Origin of the sequence: Rheinheimera aquimaris, assembly GCF_020531985.1 — a bacterium.
Taxonomy (GTDB): Bacteria; Pseudomonadota; Gammaproteobacteria; order Enterobacterales; family Alteromonadaceae; genus Alishewanella; species Alishewanella aquimaris.
Genome location: NZ_JAJAVQ010000003.1, coordinates 191,492 through 214,782 on the forward strand (window position 1 = coordinate 191,492; position 23,291 = coordinate 214,782).

Annotated in this window: 20 protein-coding genes and 4 tRNA genes; 8 read left to right on the top strand and 16 right to left on the bottom strand. The window is 48.1% G+C overall.

Annotation, left to right across the window (positions count from 1 at the left end):
• Positions 1-77 precede the first annotated feature (77 nt).
• From LHL18_RS09990 to LHL18_RS10010, 5 genes are read left to right on the top strand one after another with little or no spacing between them, the layout of a single operon-like run.
• On the top strand, positions 78-1,598 hold the full coding sequence (locus LHL18_RS09990; RefSeq protein ID WP_226766986.1) for an ABC transporter substrate-binding protein: 1,521 nt from the start codon (positions 78-80) through the stop codon (positions 1,596-1,598).
• Positions 1,595-2,611, top strand: coding sequence for an ABC transporter permease subunit (locus LHL18_RS09995; RefSeq protein WP_226766987.1), 1,017 nt, complete (start codon positions 1,595-1,597; stop codon positions 2,609-2,611). Before LHL18_RS09990 ends, LHL18_RS09995 begins: the two co-directional genes overlap by 4 nt.
• 1 nt (position 2,612) lies before the next feature.
• Entirely contained in the window at positions 2,613-3,509 is an 897-nt protein-coding gene (locus LHL18_RS10000) for an ABC transporter permease subunit (protein WP_134056216.1), read from the top strand.
• Positions 3,509-4,504 (top strand): peptide ABC transporter ATP-binding protein, encoded by a 996-nt coding sequence (locus tag LHL18_RS10005; protein WP_134056218.1) that lies wholly within the window; start codon positions 3,509-3,511, stop codon positions 4,502-4,504. The genes LHL18_RS10000 and LHL18_RS10005 overlap by 1 nt, the downstream gene beginning before the upstream one ends.
• Positions 4,501-5,268, top strand: coding sequence for an ATP-binding cassette domain-containing protein (locus tag LHL18_RS10010; protein ID WP_134056220.1), 768 nt, complete (start codon positions 4,501-4,503; stop codon positions 5,266-5,268). Before LHL18_RS10005 ends, LHL18_RS10010 begins: the two co-directional genes overlap by 4 nt.
• 46 nt (positions 5,269-5,314) lie before the next feature.
• On the opposite strand, the gene LHL18_RS10015 is transcribed toward LHL18_RS10010, so the two are convergent.
• The 13 genes from LHL18_RS10015 to LHL18_RS10075 form a co-directional block, all read right to left on the bottom strand.
• Entirely contained in the window at positions 5,315-7,225 is a 1,911-nt protein-coding gene (locus LHL18_RS10015; protein ID WP_226766988.1) for a SurA N-terminal domain-containing protein, read from the bottom strand.
• A 223-nt stretch (positions 7,226-7,448) separates the two neighbouring features.
• Positions 7,449-7,721, bottom strand: a complete 273-nt coding sequence (gene hupB / locus LHL18_RS10020; protein WP_008220336.1) for a nucleoid-associated protein HU-beta — start codon at positions 7,719-7,721, stop codon at positions 7,449-7,451.
• 210 nt (positions 7,722-7,931) lie between these two features.
• Positions 7,932-10,328, bottom strand: a complete 2,397-nt coding sequence (gene lon / locus LHL18_RS10025; RefSeq protein WP_134056224.1) for an endopeptidase La — start codon at positions 10,326-10,328, stop codon at positions 7,932-7,934.
• Between the two features lie 141 nt (positions 10,329-10,469).
• Positions 10,470-11,750, bottom strand: a complete 1,281-nt coding sequence (gene clpX / locus LHL18_RS10030) for an ATP-dependent protease ATP-binding subunit ClpX (protein ID WP_134056226.1) — start codon at positions 11,748-11,750, stop codon at positions 10,470-10,472.
• A 54-nt stretch (positions 11,751-11,804) separates the two neighbouring features.
• On the bottom strand, positions 11,805-12,410 hold the full coding sequence (gene clpP / locus LHL18_RS10035; RefSeq protein ID WP_134056752.1) for an ATP-dependent Clp endopeptidase proteolytic subunit ClpP: 606 nt from the start codon (positions 12,408-12,410) through the stop codon (positions 11,805-11,807).
• Positions 12,411-12,532: 122 nt separating this feature from the next.
• Positions 12,533-13,843 carry a trigger factor gene (gene tig, locus LHL18_RS10040; RefSeq protein ID WP_226766989.1) on the bottom strand — a complete coding sequence of 437 codons (1,311 nt, stop codon included), beginning with the start codon at positions 13,841-13,843 and terminating at the stop codon, positions 12,533-12,535.
• Between the two features lie 251 nt (positions 13,844-14,094).
• Positions 14,095-15,348: a glutamate-5-semialdehyde dehydrogenase gene (locus LHL18_RS10045; RefSeq protein WP_226766990.1), complete on the bottom strand. Its 1,254-nt coding sequence runs from the start codon at positions 15,346-15,348 to the stop codon at positions 14,095-14,097.
• A complete protein-coding gene (gene proB / locus LHL18_RS10050; RefSeq protein WP_134056232.1) occupies positions 15,345-16,466 on the bottom strand; it encodes a glutamate 5-kinase in 1,122 nt (373 codons plus the stop codon). The genes LHL18_RS10045 and proB overlap by 4 nt, the downstream gene beginning before the upstream one ends.
• A gap of 207 nt (positions 16,467-16,673) precedes the next feature.
• On the bottom strand, positions 16,674-17,174 hold the full coding sequence (locus LHL18_RS10055) for a GNAT family N-acetyltransferase (protein ID WP_134056234.1): 501 nt from the start codon (positions 17,172-17,174) through the stop codon (positions 16,674-16,676).
• Between the two features lie 128 nt (positions 17,175-17,302).
• Positions 17,303-17,379, bottom strand: a tRNA-Pro gene (locus LHL18_RS10060).
• A gap of 17 nt (positions 17,380-17,396) precedes the next feature.
• A tRNA-His gene (locus LHL18_RS10065) sits at positions 17,397-17,472 on the bottom strand.
• Positions 17,473-17,497: 25 nt separating this feature from the next.
• Positions 17,498-17,574, bottom strand: a tRNA-Arg gene (locus LHL18_RS10070).
• Between the two features lie 32 nt (positions 17,575-17,606).
• Positions 17,607-17,683: transfer RNA gene (locus tag LHL18_RS10075), tRNA-Pro, on the bottom strand.
• A gap of 189 nt (positions 17,684-17,872) precedes the next feature.
• Here LHL18_RS10075 and folD point away from each other — a divergent pair.
• Positions 17,873-18,733 carry a bifunctional methylenetetrahydrofolate dehydrogenase/methenyltetrahydrofolate cyclohydrolase FolD gene (gene folD / locus LHL18_RS10080; RefSeq protein WP_226766991.1) on the top strand — a complete coding sequence of 287 codons (861 nt, stop codon included), beginning with the start codon at positions 17,873-17,875 and terminating at the stop codon, positions 18,731-18,733.
• 61 nt (positions 18,734-18,794) lie between these two features.
• Here folD and cysS read toward each other — a convergent pair whose 3' ends face one another.
• Complete coding sequence (cysS, locus tag LHL18_RS10085) at positions 18,795-20,174, bottom strand: cysteine--tRNA ligase (RefSeq protein WP_226766992.1); 1,380 nt, start codon at positions 20,172-20,174, stop codon at positions 18,795-18,797.
• Between the two features lie 165 nt (positions 20,175-20,339).
• On the opposite strand from cysS, the gene LHL18_RS10090 reads away from it, so the two are divergent.
• Positions 20,340-20,834, top strand: a complete 495-nt coding sequence (locus LHL18_RS10090) for a peptidylprolyl isomerase (protein WP_226766993.1) — start codon at positions 20,340-20,342, stop codon at positions 20,832-20,834.
• 12 nt (positions 20,835-20,846) lie between these two features.
• Entirely contained in the window at positions 20,847-21,596 is a 750-nt protein-coding gene (locus LHL18_RS10095; protein WP_226766994.1) for a UDP-2,3-diacylglucosamine diphosphatase, read from the top strand.
• Here LHL18_RS10095 and LHL18_RS10100 read toward each other — a convergent pair.
• Positions 21,593-22,099 (bottom strand): acyloxyacyl hydrolase, encoded by a 507-nt coding sequence (locus LHL18_RS10100; RefSeq protein WP_226766995.1) that lies wholly within the window; start codon positions 22,097-22,099, stop codon positions 21,593-21,595. The two genes, LHL18_RS10095 and LHL18_RS10100, sit on opposite strands and share 4 nt — an antisense overlap.
• A 210-nt stretch (positions 22,100-22,309) precedes the next feature.
• Positions 22,310-23,218, bottom strand: a complete 909-nt coding sequence (locus LHL18_RS10105) for a LysR family transcriptional regulator (protein WP_226766996.1) — start codon at positions 23,216-23,218, stop codon at positions 22,310-22,312.
• Between the last annotated feature and the right edge of the window lie 73 nt (positions 23,219-23,291).

The following is a 23,291-nucleotide window of genomic DNA, read 5'->3' on the forward strand; positions in this document are numbered from 1 at the left end:
TGTCTTTACTTGTGTGTAGTATCAGCTTACTAAGTGGATGCAAGCCTCCCTTGCCGGACACGGTACGAAGTGGCCTAGTGTACTGCTCAGAGGGCTCTCCCGAAACATTTAATCCTCAACTGGTAACGTCTGGTACCACTATTGACGCTATCAGCCAGCAACTTTATGACCGGCTGCTGGAGATAGACGCAGATACAGGCGAACTGGTGCCGGCGCTCGCCAAAAGCTGGCAGGTTAGCGCAGATGGTAAAACCTATCTTTTTACCCTGCGTGACGATGTGCAATTTCATCAGACAGAATACTTCAGCCCATCCAGACCGCTACAGGCTGAAGATGTGGTTTTTACTTTCAACCGTATTATGCAACGCAATCATCCGTTCCACCGCCAGGGTGGTGGAAACTATCCTTTTTTCCAGAGTGTAGATTGGGCAGATCTGGTCGACAGTGTTACCGCGGACACGCCACATCAGGTGCGTTTTAAGTTAAGCCGGCCTGACAGCTCATTTTTATCTAATATCGCAACCGATTTTGCGGCTATTTTGTCGGCTGAATATGGTGCTCTACTCGTTAAATCGGGCCAGTTATCCAGAATGGACAGCCATCCGATAGGTACCGGCCCTTTCAGGTTTAAGGAATACCAAAAAGATGTGCTTATCCGCTATTATCGCCACCGCAATTACTGGCGTGAACCGGCCAAGCCAGAACAACTGGTGTTCGACATAGTTCCTAACAACGCGCGGCGCATGGCGAAATTGTTCACACATGAATGCGATGTGGTGGCTTTTCCCCGCGTAGCTGAACTTGGCTTAATTAGTAAAAGGCCCGATGTTGATGTGCAGGAAAGCACCAGCATGAATATTGGCTTTTGGGCATTTAATACCGTTAAGCCTCCGTTTGATCAGGTAAAAGTGCGTCAGGCACTGGCACATGCCATTAACCGCGATGCGATTTTGCAGGCCGTATATTTTGGCCACGCCACCGCCGCCGATTCCGTACTACCACCAACGTCATGGGCATATAACCCTAACCTGGCAGTACAGCAATATGACCCGGTTAAAGCAAAAGCCTTATTAACTGAAGCTGGTTATCCCGATGGCTTTAGTATGGATATCTGGGCGATGCCGGTGCAACGACTGTATAACCCTAATGCTCTGAAAATGGCTGAGTTGATGCAGGCCGACTTAGCACAAATTGGCGTGCGCGCCAGCATTGTGTCGTACGAGTGGAACAGCTTTCGTCGTAAGCTTGGCTCTTATGAGCATGATTCAGTGTTAATAGGCTGGTCGGCAGACAATGCCGACCCGGATAATTTCTTCCGGCCATTGCTAAGCTGTAGTGCAGCACTGACCGGCTCAAACCGGGCTAACTGGTGTGACGAAACCTTTGACAATCTGATAAGCCAGGCCTTGCTTACCGCTGATCAGAAACAGCGGCGCAGCTATTATATGGCAGCGCAGCAATATCTGGCTGAACAAATGCCGTTGCTCAGTATCGCACATTCCCAGCGTTTTCAGGCAATTAGCAGCGATATCAAAGGCGTGCGAATAAACCCGTATGGCGGAATTGCGCTGGCTAATGCTGTGAAGGATGTAAAATGATCTTATATCTGCTGCGCCGGATGTTTCTGCTGGCCTTCGTCTTTATTGCCCTGAGCATTTTTGCTTTTAGTCTTGGATATTTGTTTCCGGGTGAACCGCTGCAGAACTTTACCGGTTTAAGGCATATTTCTGCAGAACAGTTGCCCCTGTTACAACAGGAATACCGGATGGAACAGGGTTACATTGCACAATATCTGGCTTATCTGGGACGCATTTTCTCTGGAAACTGGGCATTATCATTCTCCAGTCAGCAACCCCTGCTACAGGAAATGCAGATGCTGATGCCAGCAACACTGGAGCTGGCATCTTACGCACTACTGATTTCGTTTTTTATTGGTATACCCATCGGTATTATTGCTGCCATCAAACCCGAAGGTACACTGAGTAAATTGATCTCTGCGGTTGCGGTTGCCGGGTACTCTATTCCGGTGTTTTGGTGGGCCCTACTGCTTATCATGTTGTTCTCCCTCGCGCTGGGCTGGCTACCGACTGCTGGGCGGATTGGCGTTTTATACGAAATCAACCATGTTACCGGCTTTATGCTGCCGGATATCCTGCTGTCAGGTACCGCACATCGCCAGGAAGCTATGCTAAACGCACTACGGCATTTGCTGCTGCCTACCATTGTGCTGGCAACCTTCCCGACGACTGTAATGATAAGATTTACCCGCGATGCAATGCTGGATGTGTGGGAGCAAAGCTATATAAAGACAGCCAGGGCAAAAGGGTTGAACCGCGGGCAGGTACTGTACCGGCATGCACTTCGTAACGCACTGTTGCCTGTAATACGGCAAATTGGTTTGCAATTCAGTACGCTGATCACGCTGGCAATGATTACTGAAGTTATCTTTTCCTGGCCCGGCATAGGCCGCTGGCTGATTGACAGCATTTATCAGCGTAATTATCCGGCTATTCAAGCCGGTTTGCTGGTAATATCAACCCTCGTCATAACAGTAAATATGCTGACCGAAATACTTCACACCGTTTTTAACCCGTTGGCAAGGAAACGCTGATATGGCTAAATTCCGCCTGCTTCCGGATGAACAACTTGCCCGCTCTCCTGTCAGACAATTATGGCGTGAGTTCTCAAGGCACCACAGCGCAGTAGCCGGGCTGCTGCTGTTTATTATTTTTTTTCTGCTGGCACTGATGTCGCCACTGATAAGCCCGCATGATCCTTACTTACAAAATGATACTCTGTTGTTATTGCCTCCATCCTGGTCAGAACAAGGATTGGTGCAATACCCGTTTGGTACTGACGATCTCGGCCGCGACCTATTCTCCAGGCTGTTAGTAGGTGCGCGATACACTTTTGGTATAGCTATCATCACCGTGCTCGGTGCTCTCATTATGGGGCTGCTGCTTGGCACCCTTGCGGGTATGAGCAAAGGCGTAAAATCCAGCATTTTTAATCATGTACTGGATTTGGCATTAACAATACCGTCTTTGCTACTGGCGATCATAATTGTCGCGATACTGGGCCCTGGCCTGCAAAATACTACCTGGGCTATCATGCTGGCACTGCTGCCTCAATTTGTACACGGTATCCGCAACGCTATAGCTGAGCAGCTAAATCAGGACTATGTCGTTGCCTATCGCCTGGATGGCGCAAATAACTGGCAGGTATTCAGCCGGATTATCATGCCAAACATTTGGGAACGGCTTACGCTGATGGCCACAATGGCTCTGTCAACCGCAACGCTGGATATCGCCGCACTAGGTTTCCTGGGGCTGGGCGCTCAGGCACCCAGTGCAGAATGGGGAGCCATCATAGGCGACTCACTTGATCTGATTTATATTGCACCTGTCAGTGTGGCTGTGCCTGGCCTGTTAATCTTTATGGCTGTGTTGTCGGTTAATCTGGTAGGCGATGGCTTGCGTAACGCAGCCAAAAAACGGCGGGAAAACTAATGCTGTTGCTGGACATCAAAAATCTGACAATTGAGCTTAAAACATCCGACGCCCTGATCCGGGCAGTAGACAGAGTGAATCTAAGCCTGCGCGAAGGCGAGATCCGCGGTCTGGTAGGGGAATCTGGCTCTGGTAAAAGCCTGATCGCCAAAGCCATCGTTGGGGTGCTGAATAAACGCTGGCAAATCACCGCAGACAGGTTTAACTGGCGGGGACAGGATTTACTTAACCTACCGTACGAGCAACAGCGAAAAATCATAGGCCGCGACATTGCCATGATTTATCAGGAGCCAAGCCGTAGCCTGGATCCTACAGCCGCCATTCTGGAACAGCTCGAAGAAGCTATTCCGGATAATTTGCTCGACGGTCCCTGGTGGAAACGCAGCTATCTGCGCCGGCGTAAAGCTATAGCGCTGTTACATAAAGTCGGGGTTCGTGACCATCAGTCCGTACTGCAAAGCTATCCTTATCAGCTGTCAGAGGGCGTATGCCAGAAAATCATGATCGCGATGGCTATTGCGAAGAACCCCAAGTTATTGATAGCTGACGAGCCAACAACAACGCTGGAAAGTACTACCCAAGCTCAGCTTTTTCGCTTGCTGGCCAGCTTCAATCAGTTAAAAGGCATGTCAGTGCTGCTGATCAGCCATGAGCTGGAGAGTATAGCGCGTTATACTCAGAGCCTGAGCGTACTCTACTGTGGTCAGTTGGTTGAGGCAGGTGAAACCGCTGCCATTATTAAACAACCGTACCACCCGTACACGCATGCACTGATTAAAAGTGTGCCCGAATTTCAACCCGATTTACAACCGAAAACGCCGCTGTATGCTTTACCTGGCAGTATTCCGGTGCTACAGCATTTGCCCATTGGCTGCAGGCTTGGGCCGCGTTGTCCCAATGCACGCAAAGAATGCGTAAAAACGCCGGCTTTGGACCGTTTACAGAACCATTATTACAGCTGCCACTTTCCGTTGATAGGAAATAAAGACACATGAGTACTCTGCTCGAGGTAAAGCAGTTACATAAAACCTACCGCAAACAAGCCGGACTATTTCGCCAGCGCAGTGTCGTTGCACTGGACGATATCAGCTTCAGTCTTGATAGCGGCAAAACGCTGGCAATTGTTGGTGAAACCGGTTCTGGCAAAAGCACGCTGGCGAAAATGCTGGTAGGCATTGAGAAACCTGACCACGGAGAAATTCTACTGGAAGGCACTAAAGTACAGATAAGCCATTTTCGCCAGTATAACCACGTTATCCGCTTTATTTTTCAGGATGCAGCCAAATCTTTAAATCCACATCAAAAAATAGGCCAGATGCTGGACGACGTGCTGCGTTACAGCACAAAGCAAGACACCGAACAGCGTCGCTATAAAATTCGAACCGTGCTAAAACAGGTCGGTCTGCTTGACGAGCATAGCGAATACTACCCGCATATGTTCTCTGGAGGTCAACTGCAGCGCGTAGCGCTGGCCAGAGCACTTATTCTGGATCCCAAGTTACTTATCCTTGATGAAGCCCTGACAGCCCTGGATCCTTCCCTGCGAGCCCAAATTGTAAACTTACTGCTTGAGTTGCAGAAAACATCCGGCCTAGCTTATCTGCTTATCACCAATCATCTGCGTCTGGTTAAACACATTGCCGATGATCTGCTGGTACTGCATCACGGAAAAATGCTGGACTATGGTACAACTGCACATGTATTTGCCAATGCCAGCCATGACTACAGCCGAAAGCTGATTAACAGCGCGCAGGCATAAAAAAAGCCGTGGCATGCCACGGCTTTTTTATCAGCTATCTCGGCGCTTACAGCGCTTCTTCAGCTTGTGCGGCACGCAAATTACGGCTGATATCGGCTTTAGCTTTAAGCGCCGCTATCACTGCTTTGAACGCTAATTCGGCCTGTTGCTCAGCCAGACGTTCTAACTGTGCCGCTGCAGGGGCGACGGTTACATCCGCATCCTTGACTGCCAGTACAGTTACCAATGCAGCATCACCATTGGCCAATGTCACCATCTTAACCGCCGGCTTGTCCTGTGGCCGTGGCATCGCAAAGGCTTTAGCGCGGATCTCTGCATCTAAAGTACCGCCAAAGCGTGGCGTGTCCGGTGATTGCTCAAGCTTTGCATTTAGCTGCTCGGCTTGCTGTGCCAGACCAGTATCAGTGGCATCGGCTAATACTTTTTCTGCTTGTTGCTTAGCAAGTAAAGCACTTTGCTCAGCCCGCACCGAGGCTTCAACCTGCGCCTTAACCTCATCCAGACTTTGAGTACGTGCTGGCTCGTGTTCAGTTACCCGAACCACTATTGCCTGCTCTTTGCCCAATTCGATTAGCTCACTGTTCAGACCATCCTGAATAAAGGTTGCATCAAACAGTTTGTTCATTACAGCGGGTGCAGATAAAGGTTCTGTCGCTTCGTTACGGCTGAACAGTGGCGTAGATATCACCTTCTGTCCTGTTGCTTCAGCGGCGTCTTCCAGTGAGTCAGGGACTTCAAAACTCACCTCTGCCAATCGCTGCTGCAACTCATAGTACGCGGCACTGGCCCTGTCCTGCTTAATGCGTTCTGCTATGTCCGCCGATACCTCAGCTAAAGGCTGAATTTGTTCCGGCTCTAACGCGACCAACTTGATAATGTGGTAGCCATAAGCGCTTTTAACAACGCCGCTTACGTCCCCTACCTGCTTTAATGCAAAAGCAGCCTGTTCAAAGTTCTCGTCCATATCACCAGGAGCCAGCCAATCCAGAACACCACCATTCTCTGCAGAGAAAGTATCGGCAGACTTAGCCTTTGCCAACTCGGCAAAATCGGCGCCACCTTCAACTTCTGCCAGAATAGCTTGTGCTTGCTGCTGCACATCTGCGCTGTCTTCTTCTGATTCCAGCATTATGTGCGCAACCTGCCGACGCTCCTCTCGTACATAGCGCGACTTATTTGCCTGATAATATGCTTCAATCTCTTCTGCCGTAGCCTGCTCATCTGAAGCCAGTGCCGAGGCAGAAATTTCTATATATTCAACCGCAACCTTTTGCTCAGTTTCAAACTGAGACAAATTCATCGTGTAGTAATCCTGCAGCATCTGATCATTAATGCTAACTGAATCGGCATAATCAGCCGCTTTAAAACGAATATAGCTGATATCGCGCTGCTGCTGTTGCAGTTTCATCAGCGCTTGCATTTCTTTAGCAGTCGCGAACTCGCTACCGACCAGCCCTATCATTAATTGGTTACGGGACAACTGTTCACGGATCAATTCGCGGAATTGTTCCGGTTGATAACCCGCCTGACGCAGTAATGCAATGTAACGGTCATTGTTAAACTGACCATCGACCTGAAACTCAGTCATGTTTCGAATCGCGTCGCGGATCTGCTCATCACTAACACGCAGGCCCAAGCTGACGGCCAATTGCTTTTGCAACGCTTGGTCAATCAGGCTTTCCAGAACTTCACTTCTGAAGTTATTCATATAGTTGCTGTCAGCTGCCAATGCCGCATACATCTCACCAAACTGTTGCTGCATCCGTGCACGTCCGTTCTGAAATGCCTGCTCAAAGTCTTCCCGGCTAATTTTTTCACCGTTAACTTCAGCAACATGGGTGTCAGCTGGCGTGTTTAAATAGCTACCTACACCTGCCAGTGCAAATGTCAGGATCACTAAGCCTAAAATTGACTTGGCAATAATTCCCTGTGAGCCTTCTCTGATTTTTTCTAACATCTTAGCGCGATCTCTTTATTCACTATATGTTGCCGGGAGACAACAAAACAGCATTACTGTTGCCGTAAAAAAAAACGCATCTTAACAGATGCGCTTTTTTTAGAGAAGCCTTGGGAGGCTACGGCTACCATATTCTGCTGCCTGTTTTAACTGCTTAGTCTGTAGTAGCTAAGCAGTTAATTGCACACCCAACTGAGTTTTGTTATTGAGACAAAACTACAGCTTAGTTGCAGGCGTCTTTTAACGCTTTACCTGGCTTGAAAGAAGGAATTTTCGCAGAAGCGATTTGGATAGTTGCACCAGTTTGCGGGTTACGGCCAGTACGGGCTGCACGCTCACGTACGCTGTAAGTACCAAAACCAACTAATGCTACAGAGTCGCCTTCCTTAAGAGCTTCAGTAACAGCATCAATGAACGAATCTAAAGCACGACCAGCTGCCGCTTTAGAAATGTCTGCACCAGCAGCAATTTTGTCGATAAGTTGAGACTTGTTCACAATATCATCCCCTTCAATTGTTATTATTTTCAACAACTACACTTTATTAGTTCTTTAAGTGAGCCCAATCGTTATAACAAGCATCTTTGGCGCTTGCAAGCAAAAGAAGCATCAAAACTAATAATTCCGGCTTTGACTGCAGCCCTTGTATAACAAGGGCTTGGTCGAAACTTTCCATAACTTAGCACAGCCAACGGGAATGAAAAGCCCCTATGCAGGATTTTTTTCCGTTTTTTTGCTTTTTGCTGAATTTTTTGTCGTTTCCAGCACCGAAACACGCTCTAAAGGTTCCTGTAACGCCAGCTCCAACACGTCATCTATCCATTTTACCGGGCAAATTTCGATATCCCCTTTCACATTATCCGGGATATCTTTTAAATCCCGCACATTGTCGTGAGGGATCAACACGCGTTTAATACCGCCACGGTGTGCTGCCAGAAGCTTTTCTTTCAGACCGCCTATAGGCAGTACTTCGCCGCGAAGCGTGATCTCACCGGTCATCGCGACATCAGCCCGTACCGGGTTCCCTGTCAGGCTTGAAACCAGCGCTGTTACCATACCGATACCTGCGCTTGGGCCATCCTTTGGTGTAGCCCCTTCAGGCACATGCACGTGAATATCACGCTTCTCATAGAAATCTTCATTTATCCTAAGGCCAGCAGCTCTGCTGCGAACAACCGTCATAGCCGCCTGGATTGACTCTTTCATCACATCACCCAGCGAGCCGGTAAAGGTCAACTTGCCTTTACCCATGACTGAAGCTGCCTCGATTGTCAGCAAATCGCCACCGACTTCTGTCCACGCCAGGCCCGTTACCTGACCAATGCGGTTGCTGTCTTCCGCTTTACCGTAGTCGTAACGCTGTACCCCCAGGAAGTCCTCAAGGTTTTGCTGATTAACCACAACTTGTTTCAGATCTTTCGTTAGCAGAATTTGTTTTACTGCTTTTCGGCATAACTTTGATACTTCCCGCTCTAGACTGCGCACGCCAGCTTCGCGGGTGTAATAACGGATGATGCCGATAATTGCTGAATCTTCTATAGCAATTTCATTGGTTTTCAGACCATTACGACCAATCTGCTTGGGAATAAGATGCTGTTTGGCAATGTTAAGTTTCTCGTCTTCGGTGTACCCGGCAAGACGTATCACTTCCATCCGGTCAAGCAGCGCCGCAGGAATATTTAAACTGTTAGACGTTGCAAAAAACATCACATCCGACAGGTCATAATCCACTTCCAGGTAATGATCACTGAAGCTGGTATTCTGCTCGGGGTCTAATACCTCCAGCAGTGCCGCAGCAGGGTCTCCACGGAAATCGGATGCCATCTTATCAATTTCATCCAGCAGGAAGAGCGGATTACGAACCCCCACCTTGGCCATTTTCTGAATGATTTTGCCGGGCATAGACCCAATGTAAGTCCGTCTGTGACCGCGGATCTCTGCTTCATCACGCACACCGCCCAATGCCATACGTACATATTTGCGGCCGGTGGCTTTTGCGACAGACTGGCCAAGCGACGTTTTACCCACACCCGGAGGCCCTACCAGGCACAGAATCGGACCTTTTAACTTATTAACACGCTGCTGCACCGCCAGATACTCGACGATACGCTCTTTAACTTTCTCCAGACCGTAATGGTCTGCATTAAGAATTTCCTCGGCTACTGCCAGATTTTTCTTAACCTTACTGCGTTTTTTCCACGGCACATTTGCCAGCCAATCAATGTAGCTACGTACCACTGTGGCTTCAGCAGACATCGGCGACATCATCTTCAGCTTCTGCAGTTCAGCTTTGGCTTTATCCGACACCTCAGCCGGCATCTGCGCCTGCTCAATTTTCTTGCTCAGCGCTTCAAATTCATCCGGCGTGTCTTCAAGTTCACCCAGTTCACGCTGTATTGCCTTCATCTGTTCATTCAGATAATACTCACGCTGGCTTTTTTCCATCTGCTTTTTCACGCGACTGCGAATACGCCGTTCAACCTGGAGAATATCAATTTCACTCTCCATCATTGCCATCAGATATTCAAGCCGCTCGGTGACGTCAAAAATCTCCAGCACCTTCTGTTTATCTTCCACTTTCAGCGGCATATGTGCCGCCATCGTGTCAGCCAAACGGGCAGGATCATCGATACCTGTTAATGCAGTGAGAACTTCCGGTGGTATCTTCTTGTTCAGCTTGATATAGCCTTCAAACTGATTAATGGCGGAGCGCAGAAAAACTTCCTGCTCACGGCTTTCTACTTCGGACGTTTCAATAATATCAACGTAGGCAGCAAAGGCTTCGTCTGTTTCAGTAAACTCTGCCAGACGGGCACGGCGACTGCCTTCGACCAGCACTTTGACGGTACCGTCAGGCAGCTTAAGCAATTGTAAAATCGTGGCGACCGTACCAACCTGATATAAATCACTGGCGGCGGGATCATCTAACGTCGCATCTTTTTGGGCCACTAAGAAGATCTGTTTATCTTTCTCCATTGCAGCATCCAGACACTTAATGGATTTTGCCCGCCCGACAAACAGTGGAATAACCATATGGGGATAAACGACAACGTCGCGTAGTGCCAGTACCGGCATATGCAAACGTTCTGCATGTTCTGATGTCATTGATTCTCTCTCGAAATTAATTACTGCAGGCGCAAATATGTTTCAGTATATGGGGCTCATTTTCAAAACTTCAATCACCAGAAAGAAAAAGGAGCCTTTCATGCTCCTTTTTCGCCATAGCCAAATTTTACCCGCTATATCTTAGTGTGATTCAGCAGCTACAGGCTCGCTGCTCTGATAAATCAGAATAGGGTCGCTTTCTCCGCGGATCACCGTTTCATCAATCACCACTTTTGCAACATCCTGCATCGAGGGCAGTTCGTACATGGTATCCAGCAGAACACCTTCAACTATGGAACGCAAGCCACGGGCCCCGGTTTTACGCTCCATCGCTTTTTGTGCGATAGCCTTTAACGCATCTTCACGGAACTCCAGCTCAACCTCTTCCATCGCAAAAAGCGCAGCAAACTGTTTTACCAGAGCGTTTTTAGGTTCACTCAGGATCTGTACCAGCGCGGCTAAATCAAGCTCACTGAGTGTCGCCACGACAGGAAGACGACCGATAAACTCTGGGATCAAACCGTATTTGACTAAATCTTCCGGCTCAACATCACGAAACGACTCACTCAAACTGCGGCTACTTTCTTTGCTACGCACCTCTGCGCCAAAGCCGATACCAGAGCCTTTGGCACAGCGCTGCTCAATCACCTTATCCAATCCAGCGAAAGCACCGCCACAGATGAACAGTATTTTTGAAGTATCGACCTGCAGAAACTCCTGCTGCGGATGTTTACGACCACCTTGAGGCGGTACAGACGCAATAGTGCCTTCAATCAGCTTTAACAGTGCCTGTTGTACACCTTCACCTGACACATCCCGGGTAATTGACGGGTTATCAGACTTGCGTGAGATCTTATCTATCTCATCAATGTAAACGATACCACGTTGGGCCTTCTCTACGTCGTAGTCACACTTTTGCAATAGCTTCTGAATGATGTTCTCAACGTCTTCGCCGACATAGCCCGCTTCTGTCAGTGTGGTCGCATCTGCCATGGTGAAAGGCACATCCAGCAATCTTGCAAGCGTTTCGGCCAGTAAGGTTTTACCACTGCCGGTCGGGCCTATCAGCAAAATATTACTTTTGCCCAGCTCTACATCCTGTTTATGCTGAGCACTACGTAAGCGTTTGTAATGATTGTACACAGCAACTGCCAGTACTTTCTTGGCGTGATCCTGACCAATTACGTAATCATCGAGGTGGTTGCGGATCTCCCGCGGTACCGGCAATTTATCGGCATCACGCTTCGGCGAAATATCCTTAATTTCCTCACGAATAATGTCATTGCATAAATCAACGCATTCATCACAAATGTAAACCTGTGGGCCTGCAATCAACTTACGCACTTCATGCTGTGATTTGCCACAAAAAGAACAGTACAACAGTTTACCGTTCTTATCGCCGTCAGTGCGGTGATCAGACATGTAACTACCTCTTTCACTACGATGCAGCCCAATTGAGTGGGCTACCTTATATGATTATTTCGCGTCTCTGCTACTTAATATGGCATCTACCAGGCCATAATCCAAGGCTTGTTGTGCACTTAAAAAGTTATCGCGCTCAGTGTCTTTACAAACCTGTTCGTAACTCTTACCAGTATGCTCTGCCATCAGACGGTTCAATTTTTCTTTGATACTTAAAATTTCCCGGGCATGGATTTCAAAATCCGTTGCCTGCCCCTGAAACCCGCCTAAAGGTTGGTGAATCATTACCCTTGCATTTGGTAAGCAATAACGTTTACCTTTGGTGCCACCAGATAGCAGAAACGCGCCCATGCTGGCTGCCTGCCCCACACATACTGTCGCAATATCCGGCTTAATATAACGCATCGTATCGTAAATCGATAAACCGGCCGTGACAGAACCTCCAGGGGAGTTGATGTAAATATAGATGTCTTTTTCAGGATTTTCTGATTCTAAGAACAATAATTGCGCCACAATCAGGTTGGCCATGTGGTCTTCGACCTGACCAGTTAAGAATATTACCCGCTCTTTGAGCAAACGAGAGTATATATCAAATGAGCGTTCGCCTTTGGCAGTTTGTTCAATAACGATTGGTACCAGAGCGTTTACTATGTCATTCATATGTTGCGGCATAGACATATTATAGGGTTCCCTCTAAATGGCTGATTTTATTGTTGCAGAAAATAAAATGGCCCGAACAGTTGTCCGAGCCATTAAAGCCGTCAAGCCGACATAAGTCAACGTTAGTTGGCTGCTTGCGGGTTCATTATCTCGTCAAAAGCTGCTTTTTGTTCAGTCACTTTCGCGCCGGCCAGAATAACTTCGATAGCCTGCTCTTCTAAAGCAACGTTACGCATACTCTGCAATAATTCTTTGTTGCTGTTGTAGTACTGCACAACTTCTTGCGGATCTTCGTAGGCAGAAGCAACAGTTTCAATTAACGCCTGAACCTTTTTGTCATCAACTTTCAGTTCATTAGTTTTGATCACTTCACCCAGTAACAAGCCTACTTTAACGCGGTCTTTCGCCTGCTCTTCAAACAGCGACGCTGGTAATTCTGGCAGTTGCTTAGGATCTAAGTTATTGCCAAAACGCTGCAGAGCCTGTTTACGCAATACATCTACTTCACCGGCGATCAGTGCTTTAGGCACGTCAACTTCGTTGTTTGCCAGTAAACCTTTGATAACCTGCTCTTTTACTTTTGCTTTAATATTCTGGTTCAGTTCACGCTCCATGTTCTTACGCACTTCAACTTTCAGCGCGTCAACTGTAGCAGTTTCCAGACCAAATAAAGCAGCGAACTCATCGTTCAGCTCTGGCAACACTTGCTGCTCAACTTTATTAACGGTAACCACAAAGCTTGCGGCCTTACCTTTTAAATTCTCGGCGTGGTACTCTTCCGGGAACGTTACATCAACAGTAACCTGCTCACCGGCTTTTTTACCAACGATACCATCTTCAAAACCCGGGATCATGCGGCCTTGGCCTAATTCTAAGCTGAAGTTGCTGGCTTTACCGCCTTCAAACTCTTCGCCATCAATTGAACCAACAAAATCGATAACTACGCGATCAGAAGCAGCTGCTTTGCCTTTTTTCTCTTCCCATTTCGCATGTTGCTTACGCAGGGTATCCAGCATCTTGTCCAGATCAGCGTCAGCAATTTCTACTACTGGTTTATTTACTTCTATTTTGTCCAGGTTCTTAACTTCAACTTCCGGATACACTTCGAAAGTCGCTTTAAATTCCAGATCTTTACCCTGTGCCAATTGACCAGGAGCAAAAGTAGGAGAACCAGCCGGAGTCAGTTTGTTCTCGATAATGGCATCATAGAAATGACGCTGCATTTGCTCACCTGCAACTTCCTGCAGTACTGCCATGCCGTAGCGTTTTTGGATCAGTGATACCGGGGCTTTACCCGGACGGAAACCGTCGATACGCTGACGCTTGGCCAGATCACGTAAACGGCTTTTTACTTCTGCATCAATTTTGTCGGCCGGAACTGTGATTGTTAACTGGCGCTCTAAACCCTGAGTGGTTTCCACAGAAACTTGCATCTTGTTACCTCAAATTCAAAATACAGGCGCATAACAAACGCCTTACTAATATGATCTGGTATCAAAAATGCAGCACTGAACCAGACCTGTAATAAAATAGGACGCGGCATTATAGCGGGGTAAATGTCTGGCGTCGAGCCCTTAACTGAAGCCCATTTATGCAGCTGTGTTTGGTATAAAAAAACGCAACCTGATCAGCAAATTAATCAGGTTGCGTCAGTTTAATTTTATGTCAAAGACAGTAAATATTTTTAGCCACGGGTTTGGCCGTTACCCGTGACAACATATTTCTCAGTTGTCAGGGCTTCAAGCCCCATAGGCCCATATGCATGCAATTTGCTGGTTGAAATACCTATTTCTGCCCCCAGCCCCAACTCGCCGCCATCGGAGAATCTAGACGATGCATTATGCATGACAACAGCAGAGTCGACCTGCCGAATAAAGCGTTCGGCATTAGCTTGATCTGCAGTGCAGATGACTTCTGTATGCTGGCTGCCAAACTGGTCAATATGAGCCATAGCAGCATCTAAATCGTCAACCACCCTTATAGCAATTTCCGGTGCCAGATACTCCTGACCAAAATCACTGTCAGCAATAGCCTGGGCATTGGCAAAATAGCCAATACTTTGCTTACAGGCATGCACTATCACGTCATGCTTGGCCAATGCCGTCGCAACCATCGGCAAAAAGTCGGCGGCAATATATTTATTTACCAATAAACCTTCCAGCGCATTACATACGCCGGGGCGTTGCACCTTGCCATTAAGCAATAATTCTAATGCCATTTGCAGATCAGCTGATTGGTCAACATACAAATGACAGACGCCTTTAAAATGCTGGATCACGGGAATCCGGCTATGTTCGGTAACAAAGCGAATAAGGCCTTCTCCACCACGTGGTATAACAAGATCGATATAGTTGTCTTGCTTTAACAGTGACAACATTAAGTCCCGATCAGGATCCGGCACTATGCTTATCACCTCGTCCGGCAACTCATGTTCACGCAACGCCTGTTGCATCGCTTTTGCTATCGCTAAACTGGTTTGAATAGCTTCACGTCCGCAGCGTAGAATAACGGCATTGCCTGATTTAAAACATAAAGCGCCGGCATCAGCAGTGACGTTTGGCCGGGCTTCGTAAATCATACAAATCACCCCCAGCGCAATACGGCGTTTCTCAATATTAATGCCATTCGGCCGCCGCTCGATCTGGCGGGTCGCCCCTACCGGGTCAGGCAAACTAATAATTTGTTCAATTGCCTGAGCCATTGCGTTGATACGTTCAGTCGTTAATGTTAAACGGTCGAGCATAGCGGCACTTGTGCCGTTGGCACTGGCGGTTGCCACTTCATCGGCATTTGCCGCAAGAATCGTCTCGCTGGCTGAACGGATATGGTTCGCCATGCTCTGCAGAACAAAATCTTTCTGCTCTGTTGTTAAGTTCGCTACAGCTTTAGCTGCGTGCGACGCTTTAGCAGCAATATCTACTGCAATATCGGTACTCATATTCTCTCCAGTAACATCATTTCACTGCGATGAATAACGGCATCACTACCTGTCGGACAATAGCCCAGACATGCAGCGATATCCCGGCTTTGCTGACCCTTTATAGAAAACAGTTCGCTGGCACTAAACCGGCTGACACCTTTTGCTATTTTGCGTTTACCGTCAGCACAGCGCACCAAAACGGCGTCGCCAGAATCGAACTCACCACTGATATTCACTATACCACTACACAACAGTGATGCTCCATGTCGGCAAAGTGCTTCTATACAACCTTCATCGACCCAGATCTCGCCTTTAGCACGAAGCGTATGGCGTACCCAATGTTTTTTAGCCGGCAGCGGTTTGGCATGGCCATGAAAAATGGTGCCAGGATTATTGCCCGCTAAAATACACTGAAAACTGTATTCCTGATGACCATCAATAATAACAGTATCAATACCATGTGCTGCTGCTTTTTCTGCCGCTTCGATTTTGGTTCTCATACCACCGGTACCCACTTTGGAAGCGGCACCGCCGGCCAGGGCATAAATTTCAGGGCTGATCCGCTGTACGGCGGGGATCAAGGTGGCATTTGGGTCTTTGTTAGGATCAGCCGTGTACAAGCCCGCCACATCAGAGCAGATGATCAAGGCATCTGCATTGGCAACTGTTGCGACCATAGCAGCAAGGTTATCATTGTCGCCAACCTTTATTTCATCAGTGGCAATAGTGTCATTCTCGTTCACGATAGGCAGCACGTTATGGTCAAGCAGCCGGCGTAACGTGTTCTGAATGTTAACGTGGCGCACTCTGTCACTTAGATCGCCGTGCGTTAGCAGGACCTGCGCACACGGAAAATCAAAGCAATTGCTCCAAAAATTCATTAATTCGCTTTGTCCAACTGCTGCCATCGCTCTTTTAAGTGCGATAGGAACCCGTTGATGCTGAAAATTAAAATGATGACGGCCAGCTGCCACGCTGCCTGATGAAACCAGGATCACTTCAAGACCCTGTAGTCGGCACTGCCGGATAAATTCGGCGATGGGACGCAAATACTGTTCGCTACACCCCTGGTTGTCCGGCGCGATCAGGGCACTGCCGACTTTAAGCACGACCCGGCGCCAGGATGGGTTAATCATAACTCCTCCAATGGTTGTTCCGGCGGCTATAATAGCAAAAACTGTAACCCGGCACCACTCGGGTTACAGTTTTAAAGCTGACCCCAGGCAAAATTAAGCCGGTAACATACTGATAAATAATCACTATAACGAATACAAATAACCACCATACACCTCAGAATTGGTGGTGCAAATGCCAAATTATGTAATTAAATTACAGTTTATTAGTCAGGAGTAAAGTTGAATATATTCTTCAGACGGTTGCATTTTCACCATTTTTTCAAACCGCAGCCCTAAACGGCTCAGCAATTTGATAGACGAGGTGTTTCCTGCACTTGTCAGGCCAACGATGCGTTTTAATTTAAGCGAACCGTACCCATAATGCATGACAGCGGATGCAGCTTCAAAGGCATAGCCCTGGCCACAGAATTGTGGCAGCAATGCAAAACCGATATCCGTTTCCTGCAAAAATTCACGAAACAACAAACCACAAAAACCTATTGGCTCAGCAGTACTACACTGTTCGACGATAAACAAGCCGTAGCCATGTTGCTGATAACTCTTTATCGGGCCGTCAGCCAGATAATGCAATGCATCCAGCTCAGAGCGCACACCCCGATCTGCGATATTTTCAATAAACGAGGGCTCGTTCAGCAGTTTACAGGTAAAGGCTGCATCAGCAGCGGTAAGATGACGTATACGCAGGCGCGATGTTTCAGCAATAATCACAGATATCATCCTTAATATAACAGCTGTGTTCAGCATACATTAAGGTTTAAAGAAAAGGGAACAACTTTGTTTTTCGCATACAGCAGCTGAGTGCTTCAAAGCAGAAGAGAGTATTTGTAGTAATGAGATGGTCGGTGATGCAGGATTTGAACCTGCGACCCCTTGGACCCAAACCAAGTGCGCTACCAAGCTGCGCCAATCACCGACTAGATATAAATAAGATGGGGTGGATGATGGGGCTCGAACCCACGACAACCGGAATCACAATCCGGGGCTCTACCAACTGAGCTACAACCACCACTGAAACTGTCTTGCGCTTGTTATGGCGCGCCCGATAGGATTCGAACCTATGACCCACGGCTTAGAAGGCCGTTGCTCTATCCAACTGAGCTACGGGCGCACAATCGAAAGCCCTACCAAGCTGTAAACTAATGGTCGGTGATGCAGGATTTGAACCTGCGACCCCTTGGACCCAAACCAAGTGCGCTACCAAGCTGCGCCAATCACCGACTTCGCTGCACTGCTGCAACGGGGCGGAATATTACAGCCGGGGCGCTATAGCGTCAAACCTTTTTTTGCAGTTATCAACTGATTGCCTATTATTTGAACCTATTGCCTCAGAACTGGCGCAGGATGGTGTTCAGACTATAGCTGTGCGAAAATAGCCGGCAGTAAAAATATGGCAGAGATGTAAGCAGATGACCGCACAGATTATAGATGGCAAAGCTGTTGCTCAAGCAACAAAAGATAAAGTCGCCGCTCAGGTTCGCGCCCGTATTGCAGCAGGCAGACGCGCCCCCGGCCTGGCGGTGGTATTGGTAGGGTTAGACCCCGCTTCTCAGGTCTACGTAAGCAGTAAGCGTAAAGCCTGTGAGGAAGTCGGCTTTCATTCGGTTTCATACGATCTACCGTCCGATACCACTGAACAGCAGCTGATTGAACTGATTGATAAACTAAACAATGACGATACTGTCGACGGTATTCTGGTGCAGCTGCCATTACCGGCTGGGTTGGACTCGTCTGCTATTTTAGAACGCATCACGCCGCATAAAGATGTCGATGGTTTTCATCCTTACAATATTGGCCGCCTGGCTCAGCGTATGCCAGCACTGCGTTCCTGCACACCTAAAGGCATAATGACGCTGCTGCAAAGCACGGGCGTTAACGTCAAGGGCATGGATGCTGTTGTAGTAGGTGCTTCTAACATTGTTGGCCGCCCCATGGCATTGGAGTTACTGCTGGCAGGTTGCACCACTACGGTATGCCACAAGTTTACTAAAAACCTGGAAGCGCAGGTGCGCCGCGCAGATTTGCTGGTTGTTGCCGTCGGCCGGCCGGAGTTTATTCCCGGTGACTGGGTAAAACCAGGCGCACTGGTTATCGATGTCGGCATTAACCGGCTGGATAGCGGCAAGCTGGTCGGCGATGTCGAATACGCGGCCGCCATAAAACATGCGCGCTATATTACACCGGTACCGGGCGGCGTAGGCCCGATGACAGTGGCCAGTTTAATAGAAAATACGCTGGAAGCTTGTGAGCTGTATCACGATAAATACTGATTTGGCTAAGTGCCATAAAAAAAACCGCCAATAGGCGGTTTTTTTTATCACGGTTGTTTACTCAGCCTTTGCGCCAGCTGGTTACACCATTTTTATCTTCTACGATAATACCTTTGGCCGTTAACGCATCGCGGGCGGCGTCTGCTGCTGCCCAGTCTTTGTTGGCACGGGCGGTGTTGCGCTTAGCGATCAGCGCTTCTATTTCAGCTACGTCGTCATCTGACGCACCGGATTGCAAGAACTGCTCAGCATCGCCCTGCAGCATCCCCAGCACACCGGCGAGTAATTTCAGTATGCCTGCAAGTTCTGCTGCTTTGGCAGACTCAGTTTCTTTAAAGCGGTTTACTTCGCGGGCCAGTTCAAACAGTACCGGTAAGGCTTCCGGTGTGTTGAAGTCATCATCCATCGCCGCTTTAAAACGGGCAATATAATCGCTTTGCATGTCGATGTCAGTCGACGGTGTAACGTTACGCAGCGCGGTATAAAGCCGGCCTAAGGCGGCATGCGCCTGCTCCAGGTTTTCTGCCGAATAGTTCAGCTGACTACGGTAATGGCTTGAAAGCAGAAAGTAACGCACCGCTTCAGCGTTGTACTGTGCCAGCACGTCTTTGACCGTAAAGAAGTTGCCTAAAGACTTAGACATTTTCTCTTTATCAACCTGCACCATACCGGTATGGATCCAGGTATTGACATATTTATGGCCATGCGCGCAGGTTGACTGCGCAATTTCGTTTTCATGATGCGGAAACTGTAAATCTGAACCGCCACCGTGAATATCAAAATGCTCGCCTAAGTGTTTTGCGCTCATTGCTGAACATTCAATGTGCCAGCCAGGGCGGCCATTGCCCCATGGCGACTGCCAGAACGGCTCGCCCGGCTTAGTGCTTTTCCACAGCACGAAATCCAGCGGGTCATCTTTGTTGTCGGCCACTTCTACCCGGGCACCGGATTTAAGCATCTCCAGGTTTTGCTGGCTAAGCTCACCGTAGGCATCATATTTACTGACATCAAACAGTACATCGCCATCGGCAGCGACATAGGCATAACCTTTTGCTATCAGCGCTTCTATCAGCTGAATGATCTCGGCCATATGTGTAGTAACCCGCGGCTCAATATCAGCAGGCATCAGGCCGAGGGCATCAAAATCGGCATGCATCGCTTTGGTAAAGCGTTCAGTCAGTGCATCGCAGCTTTCATTATTTTCTGCCGCTCTTTTGATAATTTTGTCATCAACGTCGGTAATGTTACGCACGTAGGTTACGTCGTACCCCGAAAAGCGCAAATAACGGTTAATGACATCAAAGGCAACATAAGTCCGGGCATGGCCAACGTGACAGTAGTCATAAATTGTAATACCGCAGACATAAAGCCCGGCTTTACCCGGCACTATTGGTGTGAACTGTTCTTTTTTTCTGCTTAAGGTATTAAATATCTGTAACATGGCGTCCCCGAAAATGGCCGCTGTGGCCGTCTATTCCTGATGTTGCGAAAGCGCGTTAGTGTATCACCGGTATTTTTACACCGCTATCCTTGCTTTATGATTTGGCGCTGCTGCGCTAGAATAGCGCCACTTTAAATGAAGAGTTAAGAGTAAGGATTACAGATAATGATTAGCTTACATACCAACTATGGCGTAATTAAACTTAACTTGTTTGCCGATAAAGCCCCGGTAACCGTTGAGAACTTCGTCAGCTATGTAAAAGATGGCTTTTTTGATAACACTATTTTTCACCGTGTTATCGATGGTTTTATGATCCAGGGCGGTGGTTTTACACCTGATATGGAACAAAAAGAGACCAAAACGCCAATTAAAAACGAAGCGAACAATAAAGTACCTAATAAAAAAGGTACTATTGCCATGGCCCGCACCAACGACCCGCACTCAGCGACCTGCCAGTTTTTTATCAACGTAGCAGATAACGACTTTTTAAACTTCAGCTCTGAAACCGGCTCTGGCTGGGGTTACTGCGTATTTGGTGAAGTAACAGAAGGCATGGACGTAATTGATACTATTAAAAAAGTCGCCACTGGCCGCGCACAGGGCCATAGCGATGTGCCTGTTAAGCCAGTAATTATTGAAAAAGCCGAGCTGCACGCTTAAGCCTGCCTGTTAATGTCAAAACCGCATACGCTGTTTATTGCCGATCTGCACCTGGCTGCAGATCGGCCCGATATTACTCAGGCTTTTTTACGCTTTCTCAGTGAAAAGGCCATATCTGCACAAGCGCTGTATATTCTCGGAGATTTATTCGAGGTCTGGATAGGCGATGATAACCCCGAGCCTTTACTGGCTGAAGTTGCTGATGCTTTAAAAGTGCTGAGTAACCAAGGCGTTGCGCTGTACTTTATTCATGGCAACCGTGATTTCTTCCTGCGTAAAGCATACGCTGACCGCTGCGGTATGACGTTGCTGCCCCCTTCTAAGGTTATCGATCTTTACGGCACGCCGACGCTGATTATGCACGGCGACAGCCTGTGTACGCTGGACATCGCGTACCAGAAATTCCGTAAATGGTGGGACCAACCCTGGTGGCAGTGGCTGATGCTGAAGATGCCGTTATGGTATCGCCAGCGCCTGGCCCGCAGAGCCAGAGCCCGCAGTGCTAAGCATAAACAGCAGTATAAGCAGCAAGCACAGCCCCAGATCATGGATGTTACGCCAGACGAAGTGCCCCGTGTAATGGCTGCTGCTGGCGTGCTTAAGCTGATCCACGGCCATACTCACAGGCCAGCGGTGCATCAGGTTAATGTCAATGGCGCTGCTGGCGAGCGTTATGTGCTGGGTGACTGGTATACGCAAAGTAGCTACCTGACTGTCAGTGCAGAAAACTGGCAGCTACATTTTGCCAACCTGGCGGACTAAAACCGCCAGGAATAGGCAATATTAAGAAAATCCATGCCAGGGTTACGGCTGGACAAACCGGCATTTGAATAGTGCATGTAACGCACGGCAAGCATTTTGCTGTTTTTCTGATCAAGGCCAAACAACAAGCCTAAGCGGTCTTCAAACTGAAAGTGAGAGCCTAGATCTTTACCGGCGAATTCGCGTTTGGTCAGCATGCTAACCCCTATACCGAACTCCCAAAACACCGGTTTGCCGTACCAATTGGCAAACTGCTTTTTTAATACCGGCGACACTGCCAGTGCCACGTTAGTCTGGTACTGCGACGGCTGGCCATACTGCCAAAAGTTGGTACTGGCTTCGATGTACATATTGGCATCACCGATGACCGGTAAAGTGGTGAAATGAAATTCTAACGGTCTGTAGCCAAGCCTTAAGCCATTTACACGGCCCTCGCCTTTTAAATACTCAATAGAAAGCTGTGAGATCTGCTCCATCCGGCTGTCAGCCATCACTTGAGGCATGCTAAACAATCCGGATATGAACACTAAGGATATAAGCCATTTTTTCATCATCGTTACCTATCACTTTACCCCTGCAAAGGGCATTACCACTGAATGACAAGTAATATACCGATCGGTACAAATTAGATAAATACCAAAATCCAGACAACATTATTCACAGTGGTGAATAATGTTTTGGCATAACATATGACGTTTTTATGAAGATAGGATTTAGTAAGGACGATGTGGCTGAAAAACGTCCATAACCCAGTTAGCAAATGCGCGTAAACGACCACTCAGGTGGCGTTCTTGCGGATAAATCAGGTATAGCGGAAACGCTGCACGTTGCCAGTCAGTCATGATCAGTTGTAGCTGACCATTGTCGATATAAGGTTGCGCCATAAAAAGTGGCAGCTGGCTCACCCCCAAACCGCTCAGCGTAGCGGTGAGCTGCGCCGTACTGTCGTTGACCGATAGCTGGCTGCCCTGCTGCTGAATTTCCATCGATTGTTGTTTATTGCTAAAACGCAGCGGCATCACACGGTTTGTTTTACGCGAGCGGTAATAAATAATGCGATGTTTGGCGCCAAGCTCATCCGGTGTTTGCGGAGTACTATGTTGCTGCAGGTAATGCGGTGCTGCACAGGTAACAAACTTCAACTCAGCGATACGTTTGGCAATCAGCGAGGTATCGCTGAGTTCACCGCCGCGAATAACACAATCTACGTTGTCGGTCAGTAAATCGATATTAGTATCACTTACCCCCAGCTCCAGCTGGATCTCGGGATACTGCTGTATAAAAGCAGGCAAAGCCGGCAGCAAAATAAAGTTGGCTATGGCAGACGCCATATCGACTTTCAGCCTGCCCCGCGGCGTACGTTGCTCATTACTGATGTTACTTTCAATATCTTCAAGCTCATGTAGCAGCTTATTTGTCTTTTCATAATAAGCAGCACCTTCCATTGTTACGGTGACCCGCCGCGTTGTGCGGTGCAGTAACTTCAGCTGCAGATGCGCTTCCAGCTCCTGCACCAGCTTAGTGACTGTCGATTTGGGAATATCCAGTAAATCAGCAGCACGGCTAAAGGTCCCAGCTTCAACAACGCGACAAAACACTTTAATGGCTAACAAATGGTCCATGCAGACAAGTCCGGACTGGCGGTGTTGCTACTATAAGCACCGCAGATAAGCTGTGCAATGTTTGATATAGCGC